At 68.0% G+C, this 15,799-nt stretch carries 13 protein-coding genes; 4 read left to right on the forward strand and 9 right to left on the reverse strand.

Annotated features, from left to right (window positions below; all coding sequences use genetic code 11):
• Positions 1-126: 126 nt before the first annotated feature.
• Positions 127-756 carry an OmpW/AlkL family protein gene (locus BCL79_RS07415; protein ID WP_121039374.1) on the forward strand — a complete coding sequence of 210 codons (630 nt, stop codon included), beginning with the start codon at positions 127-129 and terminating at the stop codon, positions 754-756.
• A gap of 78 nt (positions 757-834) precedes the next feature.
• Here BCL79_RS07415 and BCL79_RS07420 read toward each other — a convergent pair whose 3' ends face one another.
• Complete coding sequence (locus BCL79_RS07420; RefSeq protein WP_121039377.1) at positions 835-1,533, reverse strand: aspartate/glutamate racemase family protein; 699 nt, start codon at positions 1,531-1,533, stop codon at positions 835-837.
• 119 nt (positions 1,534-1,652) lie between these two features.
• Between BCL79_RS07420 and BCL79_RS07425 the strand changes: the two genes are divergently transcribed.
• Positions 1,653-2,468 carry a S1/P1 nuclease gene (locus BCL79_RS07425; RefSeq protein ID WP_121039380.1) on the forward strand — a complete coding sequence of 272 codons (816 nt, stop codon included), beginning with the start codon at positions 1,653-1,655 and terminating at the stop codon, positions 2,466-2,468.
• A 10-nt stretch (positions 2,469-2,478) separates the two neighbouring features.
• Entirely contained in the window at positions 2,479-3,285 is an 807-nt protein-coding gene (locus BCL79_RS07430) for an MBL fold metallo-hydrolase (protein ID WP_121039383.1), read from the forward strand.
• 59 nt (positions 3,286-3,344) lie between these two features.
• Here BCL79_RS07430 and BCL79_RS07435 read toward each other — a convergent pair whose 3' ends face one another.
• The 3 genes from BCL79_RS07435 to BCL79_RS07445 are packed head-to-tail and all read right to left on the reverse strand — an operon-like array spanning position 3,345 to position 5,474.
• The gene (locus tag BCL79_RS07435; RefSeq protein ID WP_121039385.1) at positions 3,345-3,914 is read right to left on the reverse strand and encodes a hypothetical protein; all 570 of its coding nucleotides are present in this window, start codon (positions 3,912-3,914) and stop codon (positions 3,345-3,347) included.
• Positions 3,911-5,116, reverse strand: coding sequence for a M56 family metallopeptidase (locus BCL79_RS07440; RefSeq protein ID WP_121039388.1), 1,206 nt, complete (start codon positions 5,114-5,116; stop codon positions 3,911-3,913). Before BCL79_RS07440 ends, BCL79_RS07435 begins: the two co-directional genes overlap by 4 nt.
• The gene (locus BCL79_RS07445; protein WP_121039391.1) at positions 5,109-5,474 is read right to left on the reverse strand and encodes a BlaI/MecI/CopY family transcriptional regulator; all 366 of its coding nucleotides are present in this window, start codon (positions 5,472-5,474) and stop codon (positions 5,109-5,111) included. The genes BCL79_RS07440 and BCL79_RS07445 overlap by 8 nt, the downstream gene beginning before the upstream one ends.
• Positions 5,475-5,688: 214 nt before the next feature.
• Here BCL79_RS07445 and BCL79_RS07450 point away from each other — a divergent pair, with 214 nt between their 5' ends.
• The gene (locus BCL79_RS07450) at positions 5,689-7,641 is read left to right on the forward strand and encodes an acetyl-CoA hydrolase/transferase C-terminal domain-containing protein (RefSeq protein WP_121039394.1); all 1,953 of its coding nucleotides are present in this window, start codon (positions 5,689-5,691) and stop codon (positions 7,639-7,641) included.
• A 133-nt stretch (positions 7,642-7,774) separates the two neighbouring features.
• On the opposite strand, the gene tkt is transcribed toward BCL79_RS07450, so the two are convergent.
• The 5 genes from tkt to BCL79_RS07475 all read right to left on the reverse strand — a co-directional run bounded on the left by tkt (position 7,775) and on the right by BCL79_RS07475 (position 15,796).
• Positions 7,775-9,784, reverse strand: coding sequence for a transketolase (tkt, locus tag BCL79_RS07455; protein WP_121039397.1), 2,010 nt, complete (start codon positions 9,782-9,784; stop codon positions 7,775-7,777).
• Positions 9,785-9,935: 151 nt separating this feature from the next.
• A complete protein-coding gene (locus BCL79_RS07460) occupies positions 9,936-11,285 on the reverse strand; it encodes a dicarboxylate/amino acid:cation symporter (protein ID WP_121039400.1) in 1,350 nt (449 codons plus the stop codon).
• 67 nt (positions 11,286-11,352) lie between these two features.
• Positions 11,353-13,056, reverse strand: coding sequence for a BatD family protein (locus BCL79_RS07465; protein ID WP_121039403.1), 1,704 nt, complete (start codon positions 13,054-13,056; stop codon positions 11,353-11,355).
• Positions 13,053-14,801 carry a VWA domain-containing protein gene (locus tag BCL79_RS07470; RefSeq protein WP_121039406.1) on the reverse strand — a complete coding sequence of 583 codons (1,749 nt, stop codon included), beginning with the start codon at positions 14,799-14,801 and terminating at the stop codon, positions 13,053-13,055. The genes BCL79_RS07465 and BCL79_RS07470 overlap by 4 nt, the downstream gene beginning before the upstream one ends.
• Positions 14,798-15,796 carry a vWA domain-containing protein gene (locus BCL79_RS07475; protein ID WP_121041202.1) on the reverse strand — a complete coding sequence of 333 codons (999 nt, stop codon included), beginning with the start codon at positions 15,794-15,796 and terminating at the stop codon, positions 14,798-14,800. The genes BCL79_RS07470 and BCL79_RS07475 overlap by 4 nt, the downstream gene beginning before the upstream one ends.
• Positions 15,797-15,799 lie beyond the last annotated feature (3 nt).

A 15,799-nucleotide genomic window follows, 5' to 3' on the forward strand; every position in this document is an offset into this window, starting at 1 on the left:
GCCCGGCCCGGGGAAGACGAATGGGAACCGGTTACAACGGTAAATACCCGGATTGATCCGGATCAAGGCGCGCAGGCGCATGGACGGGAAAACTGGCGCCATTCCAACCCGCCACGAGACCGTCTCATGCGCAAGACCTCCCCCCTCCTGCTCTCCAGCCTGGCCGCCGCCCTGGCGCTGGCCGCCGCCCCCGCCATGGCCCAGTCCAAGGGTGACTGGACGATCGGTGCCGGCGTGCACCAGGTCGCCCCAAAGTCCAACAACGGCTCGCTGGCCGGCGGCACGCTGAAGGTCGATGTGGACAACGACATCAAGCCGACCATCACCGGTGAGTACTTCATCGCCGACAACCTGGGCATCGAGCTCCTGGCCGCGCTGCCGTTCAAGCACGACATCAACATCGCCGGCCTGGGCAACGTGGGCAGCACCAAGCACCTGCCGCCGGTGGTGTCGCTGCAGTATCACTTCAACAGCAAGGGCAAGGTCTCCCCGTTCCTAGGCGCCGGCATCAACTACACCACGTTCTTCAGCGAGAAGACCGGCGGCGCGTTGGCTGGCAGCACGCTGAAGATGGAAGACTCCTGGGGCCTGGCCGCCCATGCCGGCCTGGATTTCGCGATCAACGACAAGGGCTCGCTGCGCGTTGATGTGCGCTGGATGGACATCGACAGCAAGGTGAAGCTCAACGGTGAAAAGATCGGCACCGTCAACATCGACCCGCTCGCCTACGGCGTGTCGTACGTGTTCAAGTTCTGATCGGCGGATCAGAACCCAACAAGGCAACACCCTCGCAGCAAGACAGTTTCCCCGGCTTCGGCCGGGGTTTTTTTTGGCTCATTCGGCCAACAGATGCCGCCCCGCCGCATGCGCATGCAGCGTGGTCGTATCGAACACCGGCACCGTTGCATCCTGCGCGCCGACCAGCAGCATGATCTCCGTGCAGCCCAGGATGATGCCCTGCGCACCGCGGTCCACCAGTCGCTGCATCACCGCCCGGTAGGTCTCGCGCGAGGCCGGCAGCACCTGCCCCTTCACCAGCTCGCCATAGATGATCCGATGCACCGCCGCGCGGTCATCGGCCTCGGGAATCAGCACCTCCAGGCCATGCGCCTGCGTGAGCCGCCCCGTGTAGAAATCCTGCTCCATGGTGAACGCCGTGCCCAGCAACCCCACCCGTTGCAGCCCGGCGGCCTTGATCGCCTCGGCCGTGGGATCGGCGATGTGCAGCAGGGGAATCGGGATCGCCGCCTGCACCGCATCGGCCATGCGATGCATGGTGTTGGTGCAGATCACGATGGCCGTCGCACCCGCGCCCTGCAGGCGCTGGGCCGCATCGATCATCCGCTGGGTCGCGGTGTCCCAGTCGCCGGCATGCTGCAGTGCCTCGATCTCGGCGAAATCGAACGACCACAGCAGGATCCGGCCCGAGTGCAGGCCGCCCAAGGTGTCGCGCACGTGCGCGTTGATCAGGCGGTAATAGTGGGCCGAGCTTTCCCAGCTCATGCCGCCGATCAGGCCAACGATGTGGGCCATGGGGACCTCCGGATTCCGCCCGATGCGGGTACCCGGCGAGCCTAGCGCAAGCCGCCGGACGCTGCAGCCGGCCAGATCCCGGCAAGCCCGCGCGCGGCCGGCCCGCTAGAATGCCGCGGATGAAAATGCCTTCCCTGCTCCCGGCCACCGCCCTCGCGCTGGCCCTCACCTTCGTTTCCACCGATGCCCTGGCCTGGGGCGCACAGGGCCACCGCCTGGTGGCGCGGATCGCCGAGACCCGGCTGACCCCGCAGACCCAAGCCGAGGTTGACCGTCTGCTCGCCGCCGAGCCGGACCCGACACTGCACGCCATCGCCCCTTGGGCCGATCAGCTGCGCGCCAAGGATCCGGACCTGGGCAAGCGCTCGGCCGGCTGGCATTACGTCAACATCGGCGAAGACGATTGCCACTATGAAGTGCAGAAGCACTGCAAGAACGGCAACTGCGTGGTGGAGGCGCTGAAGTTACAGACCGCGATTCTCGGCGACCGCAGCAAGTCCGATGCAGAGCGCGCGCAGGCGCTGAAGTTCGTCGTGCATTTCGCCGGCGACATCCACCAGCCGATGCATGCCGGCTACGGCCACGACAAGGGTGGCAACGATTTCCAGGTGCAGTTCAACAACCGCGGTACCAACCTGCACTCGCTGTGGGACAGCGGCATGCTGAACGAGCAGACGCTGGATGACGACCAGTACCTCAAGCGCCTTCTCGCCCTGCCCAAGCCCGCATTCGGCAAGCGCTCCAACATCACTGTCGACGCCGCGCAGTGGGCCGAAGCCAGCTGCCGGATCGCCATTGCACCTGGCGTTTACCCGGACAAGCGTACGCTGGGCCCCAGCTATGCGGCGACCTACCGCCCGGTCGCCGAGCGCGAGCTGCGCGTGGCCGGTGAACGCTTGGCCGTGCTGCTCAACGACACCCTGGGCAAACGCTGAGGTCTGCACCATGTCACTGCACGTCGCCAGTTTCTTCCACCCGGACAGCCACACCTTCAGCTACGTGGTGCATGACCCGGCGACGTTGCAGGCGGCGGTGATCGACCCCGTGCTGGATTACGACCCGGACACCGATGCACTCGGCGCCGGGCCGGTGCAGCCGTTGCTTGCGCATGTGCGCGGGCACGGCCTGCAGGTGCGCTGGCTGCTGGACACCCATGCCCACGCCGACCATGTCAGCGCCGGGCGCTGGCTGAAATCCCAGTGGCCGGATGCGACGCTGGCGATGGGCCAGGGCATCGTGCAGGTGCAGCGCACCTTCGCGCCACGCTACGCGCTGGATGTACCGACCGATGGCTCGCAGTTCGACCATCTGTTCGCCGATGGCGAGCGCTTCACCCTCGGTGATATCGACGCCGAAGTGATCGCAGTGCCGGGGCACACCAGCGACAGCGTCGCCTATCGCATCGGCGATGCGCTGTTCACCGGCGACTCGCTGTTCATGCCCGACGGCGGCACCGCTCGCTGCGACTTCCCGGGCGGTGACGCGGCGCAGCTGTACCGCTCGATCCAACGGATGTTGGCATTGCCCGATGCGACCCGTGTGTTCATCTGTCATGACTACGGCCCAGGGGGCCGCGAGGTCGCCAATCAGACCACGATCGGCGCGCAGCGCGCGCACAACATCCACCTGCGCGATGGCATCAGCGAGGCGGACTTTGTCGCCACCCGCCAAGCCCGTGATGCCACTCTGCCCGAGCCGAAGCTGATGCAGCCCTCGGTCAAGGCCAACATCCAGGGCGGTCCGGAAAGGTAGCGCCGGCGCTGGCCGCCCCCCCCCCCCGTTGCCCGGTTGGCACACTACGCCTTACCTGTTCAGCGTCCTTGCCGGCGCACCACGTGTTGCCCTTTCACGATCTCGAACGTGAAGCCGTACAGCAGACTTACCGGCACCGGTTCGATGCGCTCGGCGCCCTCGCAGTTGCCCCGATCCGTCGGCACGCGCTGCGGAGTGAAATGACAGACGGCCGCGGGCACAAAGCGCCACATCGCCACCGCTTCCTGGGCAGCCTGCATGAGGGGCGCGTTCTCCGGCGCATTGCCGGCGGCACAGTCACTGCGATCGATCACTGGCAGACTACGTTCGACCTTGCCTTCCGCATCGATCACCAGTTGCAGGCACACCGTCGTCGGTGCCAGCGCGCGGCGCGGATCGCGATCACCGACAGCCGGGTCCGGCCCCGCATTGAGCTGCGGCATCCGGTAACCTTCGGTCGGCCCCAGCTGATACGTCTCCACCTTTCCGCTCCCCTGAGCGCCGACGTTCGGATCCAGACGCTGGTGATCCACGTTCTCGGCACGCGTGTCCACCGTGGTCGACGAGGGGTGACTGGCACAGCCGGCCACCAGCATCGCCAGGACCACGGCCAGCGGCCCCCGCTTCACAGCGTCGGGTCCGATGCATCGAGTTCGAATGTCATCGGAATCTTCAACGCCGAGGCAACGGCCTGTCCATTCCGGCGCGCCGGTTCGAACGTCCATTGCTTGGCTGCAGCGATCGAGGCTTCGTCGAACACGCCGGCCGGTGTCGAACTGAGTACCCGGACATCGCCCGGCTTGCCAGCCGCATCGACCTCCACGCGCAACATCACGCTGCCGGAAATGCCCTGATCGAACGCCGCCTTGGGATACGTCGGCGGCGTCAGGTCACGGGCCTGCGCGCCCACAACGCTCGTTGCCGCTTTGGCCTGCGCCGGCTCGGCACCCGCGCCGCCCTGGCTGGCCCAGGCCACCGTGCAGAGCCCGACACACAGCCCGACCACCAGCACCTGGCCGGTCATCCACGGCAATGCCTTCCGCTTGTGTTCCTTCAACATGGCAATACGCTCCTTCAACATCGGTTGGCTGCGCCAGTGGCAGGCCATCGGTGCAACCGGGTGGACCAACTGCGCCTTGAGCAGCGCGTTGGCGTAGAGCCGGCGCAGGGCCGGATGCGGATCGACCGTGCGCGCGTCGCAGGCCAGTTCCTGGTCACGCAGGAAGCGGCGCGCCGCCCACGGCAGCAACGGGTGGAACCAGAACACGCACCGCAGCGCGGCCAGCGCGGCGTTCGCCCAGGGATCGCCATGGCGGCGATGGCTCTGTTCGTGACGCAGGATCAGGTCCTGCTCGGCGGGGCTGAAGCGCTGCTCGAAGTCCGGGCCCACCACGATCCGCGGCCGCCACAACCCGACCAGCGCCGGCAGGCCCGGGTCGCCACTGGCCTGCCAGCTGCCGTCCGTGCGCGGCTGCAGCGCGCCCAAGGCATGCTCGAAGCGGCGCTGCGCGCGCCAACTGATGCCAGCCATCGCCACCGCGCCCAGCAGCCACACCGTCAACAGCAGCAGCGGCCACTGCGAGGCATCGGTGGGCACGGCAGGCGCGCGCAGGGCCGAGGCCATGGCCATCACCGGGGCGGTCTCGGTGATCGTCAGCGGCGGCACCGGCAGGTACGGGACAATCAGCATCAGCGGCAGCAACCACCAGCTGCGGTAGGCCAGCGCTGCGCCCCCCAGGCGCAGCAGCAGGGGCCTGGCCGCGGCCACTACCAGCGTCGCCACCGACAGCCATACGCTGGCCTGCAGCAGTCCATCGAGCAGCTCAGTCATGGTCCAGCGCCTGGATCAGCTGCTTCAGTTCGGCGATGTCCTGCGCGCTGAGCTCGCCGCGCTGGCTGAAATGCGCCACCAGTGGCGCGATGCGGCCGTCGAAGACACGGCCCAGGAAGCCTTCGCTCTGCTCGGCCACCCAGGCCTGGCGCTGCAGCACCGGCGAGTACAGATACCGGCGCCCCTCACGGCCGGCGCTGATCGCGCCCTTGGTCAGCAGCCGGTTGAGCAGGGTCTTGATGGTGGGCTCGGCCCAGTCCCGGCTGGCCAGCGCGGCGACCACCTCGTCGGCGCCCAGCGGGTGGCTGCGCCACAGCACCTCCATCACCACGGCTTCGGCTTCACTGATCTGGCTCATCATTTACATCCGTAATCGACGATTCGATTACGCCCGTAATCAGCACCGGTGTCAACCCTTCGACGGCCGGTTCATGCAGCCGCTGCCAGCATCGGCGCATGCCCCACGGAGCCCTCGATGAGACGCTACCGAACATTCGATGAAGTCTCGCGTCGCCGTCTGTTCAAACCGGAAATGCTGTAATGACCCGCATGATTTCGCAGGATAGCGCCGCATGACCGAACACCTGACCGACCTGGACGCCGCCGTCGACTGGCTGCTGCAGCGGGTCGATGGCCCCCTGCGCATTGGCGCCCCACTCGCCCTGGGCAAGCCGCACCGGCTGCTCAACGCCCTGTATGCCCGTGTGGAAAACGACGCCTCGCGGCCGCTGCAGCTGTATACCGCGCTGTCACTGAACCCGCCGCGCGGCGGTGCCGGGCTGGAAGCACGCTTCATGAAGCCGTTCGCCGAGCGTCACTTCGGGGAGGACTTCCCGCGGCTGGCCTACGCCGATGCAATGGTGCGCGACCAGCTGCCGTCGCATGTGCAGGTGGAAGAGTTCTACATGCAGTCCGGCGCATTGTTGAATTCCTCGCAGGCCCAGCGCAGCTACACCAGCCTGAACTACACGCACGCCGCCGATGCGGTGGCGCAGCGCGCGCCGCATGCAATCGTGCAGAAAGTAGCGATGCGCGCGAATGATCGGCGCCTGTCGCTGTCGTGCAACAACGACATCACCCAGGACACACTGGATGCGATGGTCGCGCGCGGGCTGCCACGCCCGCTGATGATCGCCGAGATCGATCCGCAGCTGCCCTATCTGGCCGGCTCGGCCACGGTGGATGTGTCGTTCTTCGATCTGGTGATCACGCCCCCGGGGCCCTACCCGGCGCTGTTCGGCCTGCCACGCCAACCGGTCAGCGATGCCGACTACGCGATTGGCCTGTACGCCAGCACGCTGGTGCGCGATGGCGGCACGCTGCAGATCGGCATCGGCACGCTGGCCGATGCGCTCAGCCATGCGCTGGTGCTGCGGCATACCGACAATGCGCGTTACCGCCAGATTCTGCAGGCGCTGGATCCCGGTCTGGCCAACCACCCGACCGTGCTGGAGTGCGGTGGCCTGGAGCCGTTCGAGATCGGTCTGTATGGCTGCAGCGAAATGCTCAACGAAGGCTTCCGCCGGCTGGTCCAGACCGGGGTGATCCGGCGCAAGGTGCATGACGATCTGGCCTTGTTGCAGCGGATCGAGAACGGCACCGCGTGGACCACCGACTACGCCACGCTCGAGGCCGAGGGCGAGTACCTGCACGGCGCGTTCTACCTGGGCTCGCCGGAGTTCTACCAGTGGCTGCGCGACCTGCCCGATGAGGAACGCAGCGCGATCGGCATGCGCCGCATCAGCGAGATCAACCAGCTCTACGGCGGCGATGAAACGCTGGAGCGCATGCAGCGCCGCGATGCGCGCTTCTTCAACTCCTGCATGATGGCCACCGCGCTCGGCGCCGCCGTCTCCGATGCGCTGGAAGACGGCCGCGTGGTCTCCGGCGTGGGCGGCCAGTACAACTTCGTGGCGATGGCGCATGCCCTGCCCGGTGCACGCAGCGCGCTGATCTTCCGCGCCACCCGCGAGGACAAGGGCGTCCTGCACTCCAACGTGCGCTGGAACTACGGGCACGCCACGATCCCACGGCATCTGCGCGATCTGTACATCAACGAGTACGGCATCGCCGACCTGCGCAACATGACCGACGAGGACTGCGTGATCGCCATGGCTGCGATCACCGATGCACAGTTCCAGGCCGCGTTGCTGGACAAGGCGAAGGCCTCGAAGAAGCTGGCGACTGGTTTCACCGCGACCGGTGATGGGCAGCGCAACACGGCCGCCGCCGTCAGTGCCGCGCTGGCACCGTTCCGCCAGTCCGGCCTGCTGCCGGACTATCCGCTGGGCAGTGATTTCACCGAGGTCGAGCAGCATCTCGTCAAAGCTTTGGGCTGGCTCAAGCAGAACACCCAGACACCGATGGCCAAGCTGCGCACGGTGCTGTCAGCGGTGACGCAACCCGCCGGCGATGGCGATCAGGCCTATCTGCAGCGGATGGGGCTGGAGGCGCCGACGACGTTCGGCGAACGCATCGAGGCGCGGTTGCTGCGGCTGGGGTTGGCGCGCACTGCGGCCGGGTGATGTGTAGATCCACGCCATGCGTGGATCTACCCTCGATCAAGGAGGGCGTGGTGTTTGCCCTTCAACACGCGAAAGGCCGGGGAGATCCCCGGCCTTTCGCGTTGCAGCTACCGGGCAGCGCCCGGCGCCACCATCAGTTCGCCAGCTGCGCCTTGGCCGCAGCCACGACGTGCTCGGCGGTGATGCCGAAGTGCTTGTACAGCGCCTCCGCCGGGGCCGACGCACCGAAGGTGTCGATACCCACCACCGCACCGTCCAGGCCCACGTACTGGCGCCAGAAGCCGGTGACACCGGCTTCCACGGCCACGCGGTTGCGCACGGCGTTGGGCAGCACCGACTCACGGTACGCCGCGTCCTGACGCTCGAAGACATCGGTCGACGGCATCGACACCACGCGGGTCTTGATGCCGGCGGCATCCAGTTCCGCCTTGGCGGTCACGGCCAGGCCCACTTCCGAACCGGTGCCGATCAGGATCACGTCCGGCACGCCACCTTCCGCATCGGCCAGCACATACCCACCGCGCGCGATCTGGGCGACCTGCTCGGTGCTGCGCGGCTGGTGCGGCAGGTTCTGGCGGCTGAACACCAGGCAGCTCGGGCCGTCCTTGCGGGTGATCGCGGCCTTCCAGCTGACCGCCGATTCGACCGCATCGCACGGGCGCCACACATCGTTGTTCGGGATATAGCGCAGCGAGGCCAGATGCTCCACCGGCTGGTGGGTCGGGCCGTCTTCGCCGAGGCCGATCGAATCGTGCGTGTACACGTGGATCGCGTGGGCCGGGATCAGCGCGCTCATGCGCACGCCGTTGCGGGCGTAATCGCTGAACACCAGGAAGGTGGCGTCGAACGGAATGAACCCGCCATGCAGGGCCAGGCCGTTGGCGATCGCGGTCATGCCGAACTCGCGCACGCCGTAGTACACGTAGTTGGCGTTCGGGTCATCGGTGGCGACCGACTTGCTGGCCTTCCACAGGGTCAGGTTGGAGTGCGCCAGATCGGCCGAACCGCCCACCAGTTCCGGCAGCAGCGGCGCGAACGCTTCGATCGCCAGCTGCGAGGCCTTGCGCGAGGCGATGGTCTGGCCATCGGCCTGGACCTGGGCGATGTAGGCATCGGCCTTGGCGATGAAATCGGCCGGCAGCTCGCCGTGCGAACGACGGATCAGCTCATCGGCTTCGGCCGGGAACTGCGCGGCGTACTTGTCGAACTGCTGTTCCCACTCGGCCTGGCGCAGGGTGCCGGTACCGCCGGCACGCCAGCCGGCGTAGATTTCTTCCGGAATCTCGAACGGGCCGTACGGCCAGCCCAGCTGCTTGCGGGTCGCTTCCAGCTCATCCTTGCCCAGCGGGGCGCCGTGGCTGGATTCCTTGCCGGCCTTGTTCGGTGAACCGAAGCCGATGGTGGTGCGGCAGCAGATCAGGGTCGGCTTGTCGAACTGCGACAGCGCGCTGTCGATGGCGGCCTTGATGCTGTCCGGATCGTGGCCATCGACGCCGCGCACCACGTTCCAGCCATAGGCTTCGAAACGCTCGGGGGTGTTGTCGGTGAACCAGCCATCGGTGTTGCCGTCGATGGAGATGTGGTTGTCGTCCCAGAAGCAGACCAGCTTGGACAGGCCCCAGGTGCCGGCCAGCGAGGCGACTTCATGCGAGATGCCTTCCATCAGGCAGCCATCGCCCAGGAACACCCAGGTGCGGTGGTCGACGATCTCGTGTTCCGGGCGGTTGTAGCGCTGTGCCAGCAGCTTCTCGGCCAGGGCGAAGCCCACGGCGTTGGCCAGACCCTGACCCAGCGGACCGGTGGTCGTCTCCACGCCGGGGGTTTCATGGTGCTCCGGGTGGCCGGCGGTCTTGCTGCCCAGCTGGCGGAACTGCTTGAGCTGCTCGATCGGCAGGTCGTAGCCGCTCAGGTGCAGCAGCGCGTACTGCAGCATCGAGCCGTGGCCGTTGGACAGCACGAAGCGGTCGCGGTTGAACCACTTGGGATTCTTCGGGTTGTGACGGAGATAGTCGTTCCAGAGCACTTCGGCGATGTCGGCCATGCCCATCGGCATGCCGGGATGACCGGACTTGGCGGTTTCGACCGCATCAGCGGCAAGGAAGCGGATGGCATTGGCCAACTGGCGGCGGGTAGGCTGCGTCATGGTTCTGTCGGAGTCGGGAGGCTCCCGCGGAGCTGCGGGCAGCCCATTGTCCCACAGGTGATCGGCGGGGTCAGGCCGGAGACAGGCCAGGCCCTTAACGACAACGCCCCGCACAAGGCGGGGCGTCGGGAACCTGCAGGCCTGCGCGGGCTTAGTCGCGCGGGGCGGGTGCCGGGGCCGGGGCCGGGGCCACCGCGGCCACGACCGGACCATCGTCCACCTCGCCCTTGGCCACCAGGGTGGTCAGGGCCAGATCGCCGGTGACGTTCAGCGCGGTACGGCACATGTCCAGGAAGTGGTTCACGCCCAGGATCAGGCCGATGCCCAGCGGGTTCACGCCGACCATGGCGCAGATCATCGCCACCACCGGCAGCGAGCCGGAGGGCACGCCGGCGGTGCCGATGCCGCCCAGGATGCAGACGGCCATGACCATGAACTGCTGGCCGATGCTCAGGTCCACGCCGAAGAACTGCGCCAGGAAGATGACCGTCACGCCCTCGAACAGTGCGGTGCCGTTCTGGTTGGCGGTGGCGCCCACGGTCAGCACGAAGCGCGAGACCTTCTGCGGCAGGCCCATCTGGTCGGCCACGCGCAGCGCGGTCGGCAGGGTGGCGTTGCTGGAGGCGGTGGAGAAGGCCATCACGGTGGCCTCCTGGGTGTCGCGGAAGAACGCCAGCGGCGAGCGCCCGGAGAGCCACACGGCCACGCCGTAGGTCACCACCATGTGCAGGCCCAGCGCCAGCACCACCACGCCCACGTAGGCGCCCAGGCGGATGATCAGCTCGAAGCCGAACAGGGCGGCCAGGTTGAACATGAAGCAGGCCACCGCGTACGGGGCCAGGCGGATGACCAGATTGATCAGCGTCATCGAGACTTCGAAGATGCCTTCGATGGCACGACGCAGCGGGGCCACCTTCTCTTCAGGCGAAAGCACCATGCCGATGCCGAACATCAGCGCGAAGAACATCAGCGACAGGATCGCGCTGTTGCTGGACGCCGCCTCGACCACGTTGCCCGGCACGATCGACAGCAGCATGTCCATGCCCTTCGGCGTGCCATGGATACCGGCGACGATTTCCTTGCTGCGTTCGGCGTTCTCGGCCAGCATCTGCGCGGCCACGACCGGGTCCACGCCCACGCCGGGCTTGAGCACGTTGACCAGCACCAGGCCGATGCCCACGGCGATGCCGGACAGCACGATGGTGTACGCCAGCGTCTTCCAGCCGATGCGGCCAAGGGCGCGGATGTCGCCCATCTCCGACACGCCCATGATCAGCGCCGAGAAGATCAGCGGCACGATCAGCATGAAGATCAGATTGAGGAACAGGCCCGAGGCCGGGGTGGTGATGTAATCCATCACCCACTTGGCACCGGTATGCAGGCCGTCGATGCTGCCACCGAGGGCATGGACGGTCAGCCCGAGGACCAGGCCGATGATGAAGCCAATGCCCATTTTCCAGTGCAAAGGCAGTTTCTGCCGGGTCGTTGCGGCCTCAGTCATGGAGCGGCGTTCCTCGAAAAAATGAAATCAGCTTAGCAAAGCCGGCCGCCCTGACCGACACGCCTTTTTATGAATGCGCGGATGGGTACAACGGCGCGAGGCCATTGTTCTGCGTGCCCGCACGGGCCCGCCAGTGCGGTCCGTCATGAAAGGCGCGCCGCAGCGCCTGCCTTGCCTGGCCCACATCACCGCCCTGCCCGCCCCAGCGGACCGCCTGCATCTGGATCAACGTCTCGCGCTGTTGTGCGTTGTCGAGGCGCTCCAGCACCTGCTCGAAGGTCTGCACACCGCCCATGCCAGCCAGCACGGCGATGATCTCGTCCAGGCCGCCGGCTTCCATCGCCCGGCGCAGGTCGGCACGGGTGTACGGGCTTCCGGACGAAGCGACGGGCACGCCCGCTTCGGCATCGCGCACGGCGACACGACGACCGCGACGGCGCCAGCCCCAGAGCAGGGTCAGCAGCCACAGCACGGCCAGGCCCGCCGACAGTGCGATCCAGCCCCACGGCCGCGGTGCGCCCTGCGCCGGCGCCAGCTGCAGATCGGTGGAGGCCGCCGCCGGTTCGCCCGGCAGCGCCGAGGTGGTGTCCACCGGCAGCGCCGGCGCGGTACTGCCGGCCACACCGGCGGCGATGTCCAGCTGCAGGTCCGGCAGGCTGGCATTGCGCGGCTGCCCGGCCGCCACATCCCACCACGCCATGCGCAGCCCCGGCACGGTCAGCGGCCCGGCCTGACGCGGCACGATCGCAAACCGCCGGGTCAGCTTGAGCTGCGGGGTGGTGCCGTTGAAGGTTTCATCGAACTGCGGCGGCTCGGCAAACACCTGCGCGCCGGGGCCGACATCGGGCACGGGCAGTTCAGGGAACTGCGCCTTGGTCGCGCCCTCGGCCACGGCCTCCACCACGATCGTGGCCGCCTCACCGGCACGGCCGGTGGTGGGCGCTGCGGTGTAGCGCAGGCGCAGCCCGTGCAGCGGCAGCCACGGTTGCGGTGCAGAGGCGGGTTGCGCCTGGACCTGCAGCGTGCGCTCGGCCGATGCGGCACGCAGGCGGCCATCGCCGCCGAACATGTCATTGAAGAAGCCGCCCGCGCTGCGCCCGTTGAACTGTGCCGCCGGCAGCACCAGCGGCCCGCTGCGCTCGGGAATCAGCAGGAAGCGCCGTTCCACCACGTTGTAGCGGCGCCCATTGACCTCGCGCACCAGGGTGCGGTCATCGCCCACCCGCTGCAGCGAGGCGCCGGCCGGTGTATCGAGCACCAGTTCGCCACTGAGCAGTTGCGCGGCGTAGAACAGGCGCACCACCACGCCGACACTCTGCTGCACATAGGGCGTGGGATCGTCGACCTCGGTTTCGAGGAAGGCCGCAGCATCACCACTGGCCGCCGCGGGCGCGGACGCGCTGCTGGCGCCGACCTGCAGGGTCAGCGGCTGGGTGCGGCCGCTGCCCACCTGCAGGGCAGGTATCTGCAGGGTGCCGGTGCGCTTCGGGCTGAGCGCGACGGCATACAGCGCGCGCGCGGTCATCGCGCCATTGCTCCACTGCACCTGGCGGCTGCTGGTCTGGCTGCTGAGATCGAAGTCGGTCCGCAGCGGGCCATAATCCGGCGCGCCGCCGCCCGCATCGGATTCGATGTTGAGGGTGACGGTATCGCTGTCGGTGATCTGCTCGCGGTCGAGCCAGGCGCGGGTCTGCGCGTGCGCGGCCATGCTCGCGCACAGCAGCAGGGCAAGCCCGGCGCGCAACCAGCGCTGTATCGTGGAATGTGTCATCGCCCTTCCCGTTTCCTGCGTTCGTTTTCCAGCTGGAACTTGGCCCGCAGCAGGCTGCCGGGGTCATCCGGTACCCGCCGCATCCAGGCCTCGACCGCCTGCTGCTGCTCGCGCTGCTGCGGGGTGCCGCTGACCTGGCCCTGCGCCTTGTCGTTGCCGTCGTTCTGCCCCTGGCGCTGCATCGCCTGCTGCATGCGCTCGCGCTGGGCCGCGTCAGCCTCGGCCTGCGCCTGGCTGTCGGCGGCCTGCGGCGACTTGCCGCCCTTGGGTTGGCCATCCTTTGCATCAGCGGATGTGGGCGACGGTGACTGCCCCTGTTCGCCCTTGTCCTGCGGCGGCGACGCATCCCCATCCTTGCCTTGACCCGGGTTCTTGCTGGGATCGGGCTGGTCGGAGGGCGGCTTTTTTCCGTCCTTCTGATCGTTGTTCTGGTCGTTGTTCTGTGGCGGCCTGCGCTTGCGGGCGGCATCGACGGCGGCGCGGTTGGCGACCGCATCGGCCATGCCCGGATGCTGTTTCAGCGCACGGTCGTAGGCCTCGATGGCGGCATCGTACTGGCCCTGTTTCGCCAGCGCGTTGCCTAGGTTGTACCAGCCGGCATCGGTATCGATGCCCTCGAACTGCTGCTGCGCCGCCTTGAAGTCGCCCTTGCGGTAGGCATCCACGCCGGTGGACAGGCGTTGCTGATCGATCTGGTCGGCGCGTTGCCACCACGTTCCCTCGGCGGCGTGGGCCGTCGTCGGCAGCGCCATCGGCAGCGCCGCCATCATCGCCAGCACCGCCAACGCGCCGCGCCGCCGGAAGGCGAACAGGGCCAGCAGCATCAGCGGTGGCAACAGCCAGAACCCTTCATCGCGCCACGTGCGGCCCTGCCCTTCGCGACTGTCATCGGCACTGACCCGCGGGGTCAATACGTCGAGCGCCGCGAGATCCTTGTCATCGGAGGCGATACGCGCATAGCGGCCGCCGCCACGGCTGGCGACACCCCGCAGCGTGCCCTCCTCCAAGCGCGCCGGCACGATCTGACCCTCGCCGTTGCGGTAGGCCGCGCCCTGCGGCGTACCCAGCCCGAGCACGGAGACCACGAAGCCCTGCGCGCGTGCCGAGGCAGCGGCCTGTTCGGCATCCGCATCGGCGCGATCGGTCAGCAGGAGTATGTCGCCACCGCGTGCGCCGGATTGCTGCAGCAGCTTCACCGCCGTCTCCAGCGCACGGTCGGCACGCTGGCCATCGCGCGGCATCACCTCCGGTGCCAGCGCATCCAGATACAGCGCGACATTGGCCATGTCGTCGGTCAGCGGGGCCACGGTATACGCGTCGTCGGCGTACACAAGCAGCGCGACTTCGCCGCCCTGGCGCTCGCGCAGCAGCGTGGCCAGCTTGGCGCGCGCCTGCAGCAGACGCGACGGTGGCAGATCGGTCGCGGTCACCCGCGAAGAGAGATCCAGCGCGACCACCAGCGGCGACGGCGTCTGCCACAGCGGCTGCGCGATCTGTCGCCACGAAGGACCGGCCAGCGCCACGATGGCGATCGCCGTGCCGAGCAACAGCAGGATCAACCCGCCCCAGGCGCGACGGTCGCGGCCGACCAGGAGATGGCGCAGCAGGTGCGCATCCACCGTCTGGCGCCAGACATTGGCGCGATGGCGACGCAGCCACCAGATCGCCACCAGCAGCGGCAGCACGAGCAGCGCCCACAAGGCATCGGGGCGGACAAAATGCAGGGCGTTCCAGCTCGCGCTCATGTCCAGCGCCTCGGCAACAGCCACGCCAAGCCGGCCAGCAGCAACGCCAGCGCCAGCGGCGGGGCGTAGCGTTCGATCCGCGGCCGCACCGCCGGGCCGGCCGATTTGACCGGCTCCAGCCGTTCCAGCTCGGCATAGATGCCGGCCAGCTCATCGGTATTGCGCGCACGGAACGAGCGCCCGCCGGTGAGCTCGGCAATCTTGTTCAGAGTCGCTTCGTCGACCGGGTCTTCGCCGGGGGCGATCTGCACGCCAAACAGGCTGATGCCCCCGTCGCCGCCGAAGGCCACCGTATAGACGCGCACACCTTCGGCCTGGGCCAGCTCGGCCGCGCGCAGCGGTTCAAGCACGCCGGCATTGCTGACCCCGTCGGTGAGCAGGATCAGCACGCGCTGCCCTTCCGGCTGTTCGCGCAGGCGTTTGACTGCCAGCGCGATCGCATCGCCGATCGCGGTCTCGCGCCCGGCCAGGCCGACCACGCTGTCGCGCAGCTGGTCACGCACGCTGGTGAGGTCGGCCGTCAGCGGGGTCAGCGTATAGGCACGCTCACCGAAGATCAGCAGGCCAACACGATCACCCACACGGCGGTCGAGGAAATCGGCGAGCACGGCCTTGGCCGCGGTCAGCCGCTCGACCACCTGATTGCCAAGCATCATGTCCGCTTCGCTCATGCTGCCGGAGACGTCCACCGCAAGCATCATCTGCCGGCCCTGCTGTGGCGGCGTCACCGCTTCGCCCAGCTGCTGCGGTCGCGCGGCGGCCACGCACAGGCACGCCCACGCCAGCCACAGCAGCGCGCGCCCCAGTCGTGGCCCGGCACCGCCCGAGGCAGCCCCGAGCGATTGCAGCTGATCGGCCGCATACGGCACCCGCAACGCGGCACCTTCACCGGGCCGCGAGGGCCACCAGCGCATCAGGATCGGCAAGGGCAGCGCCCACAACATCCACGGCCACGCCAGGCTGTCCACCCAGCTCAACCACGTGGGCACTGTCATCGC

Source organism: Stenotrophomonas rhizophila, assembly GCF_003651185.1.
GTDB classification, from domain to species: domain Bacteria; phylum Pseudomonadota; class Gammaproteobacteria; order Xanthomonadales; family Xanthomonadaceae; genus Stenotrophomonas; species Stenotrophomonas maltophilia_Z.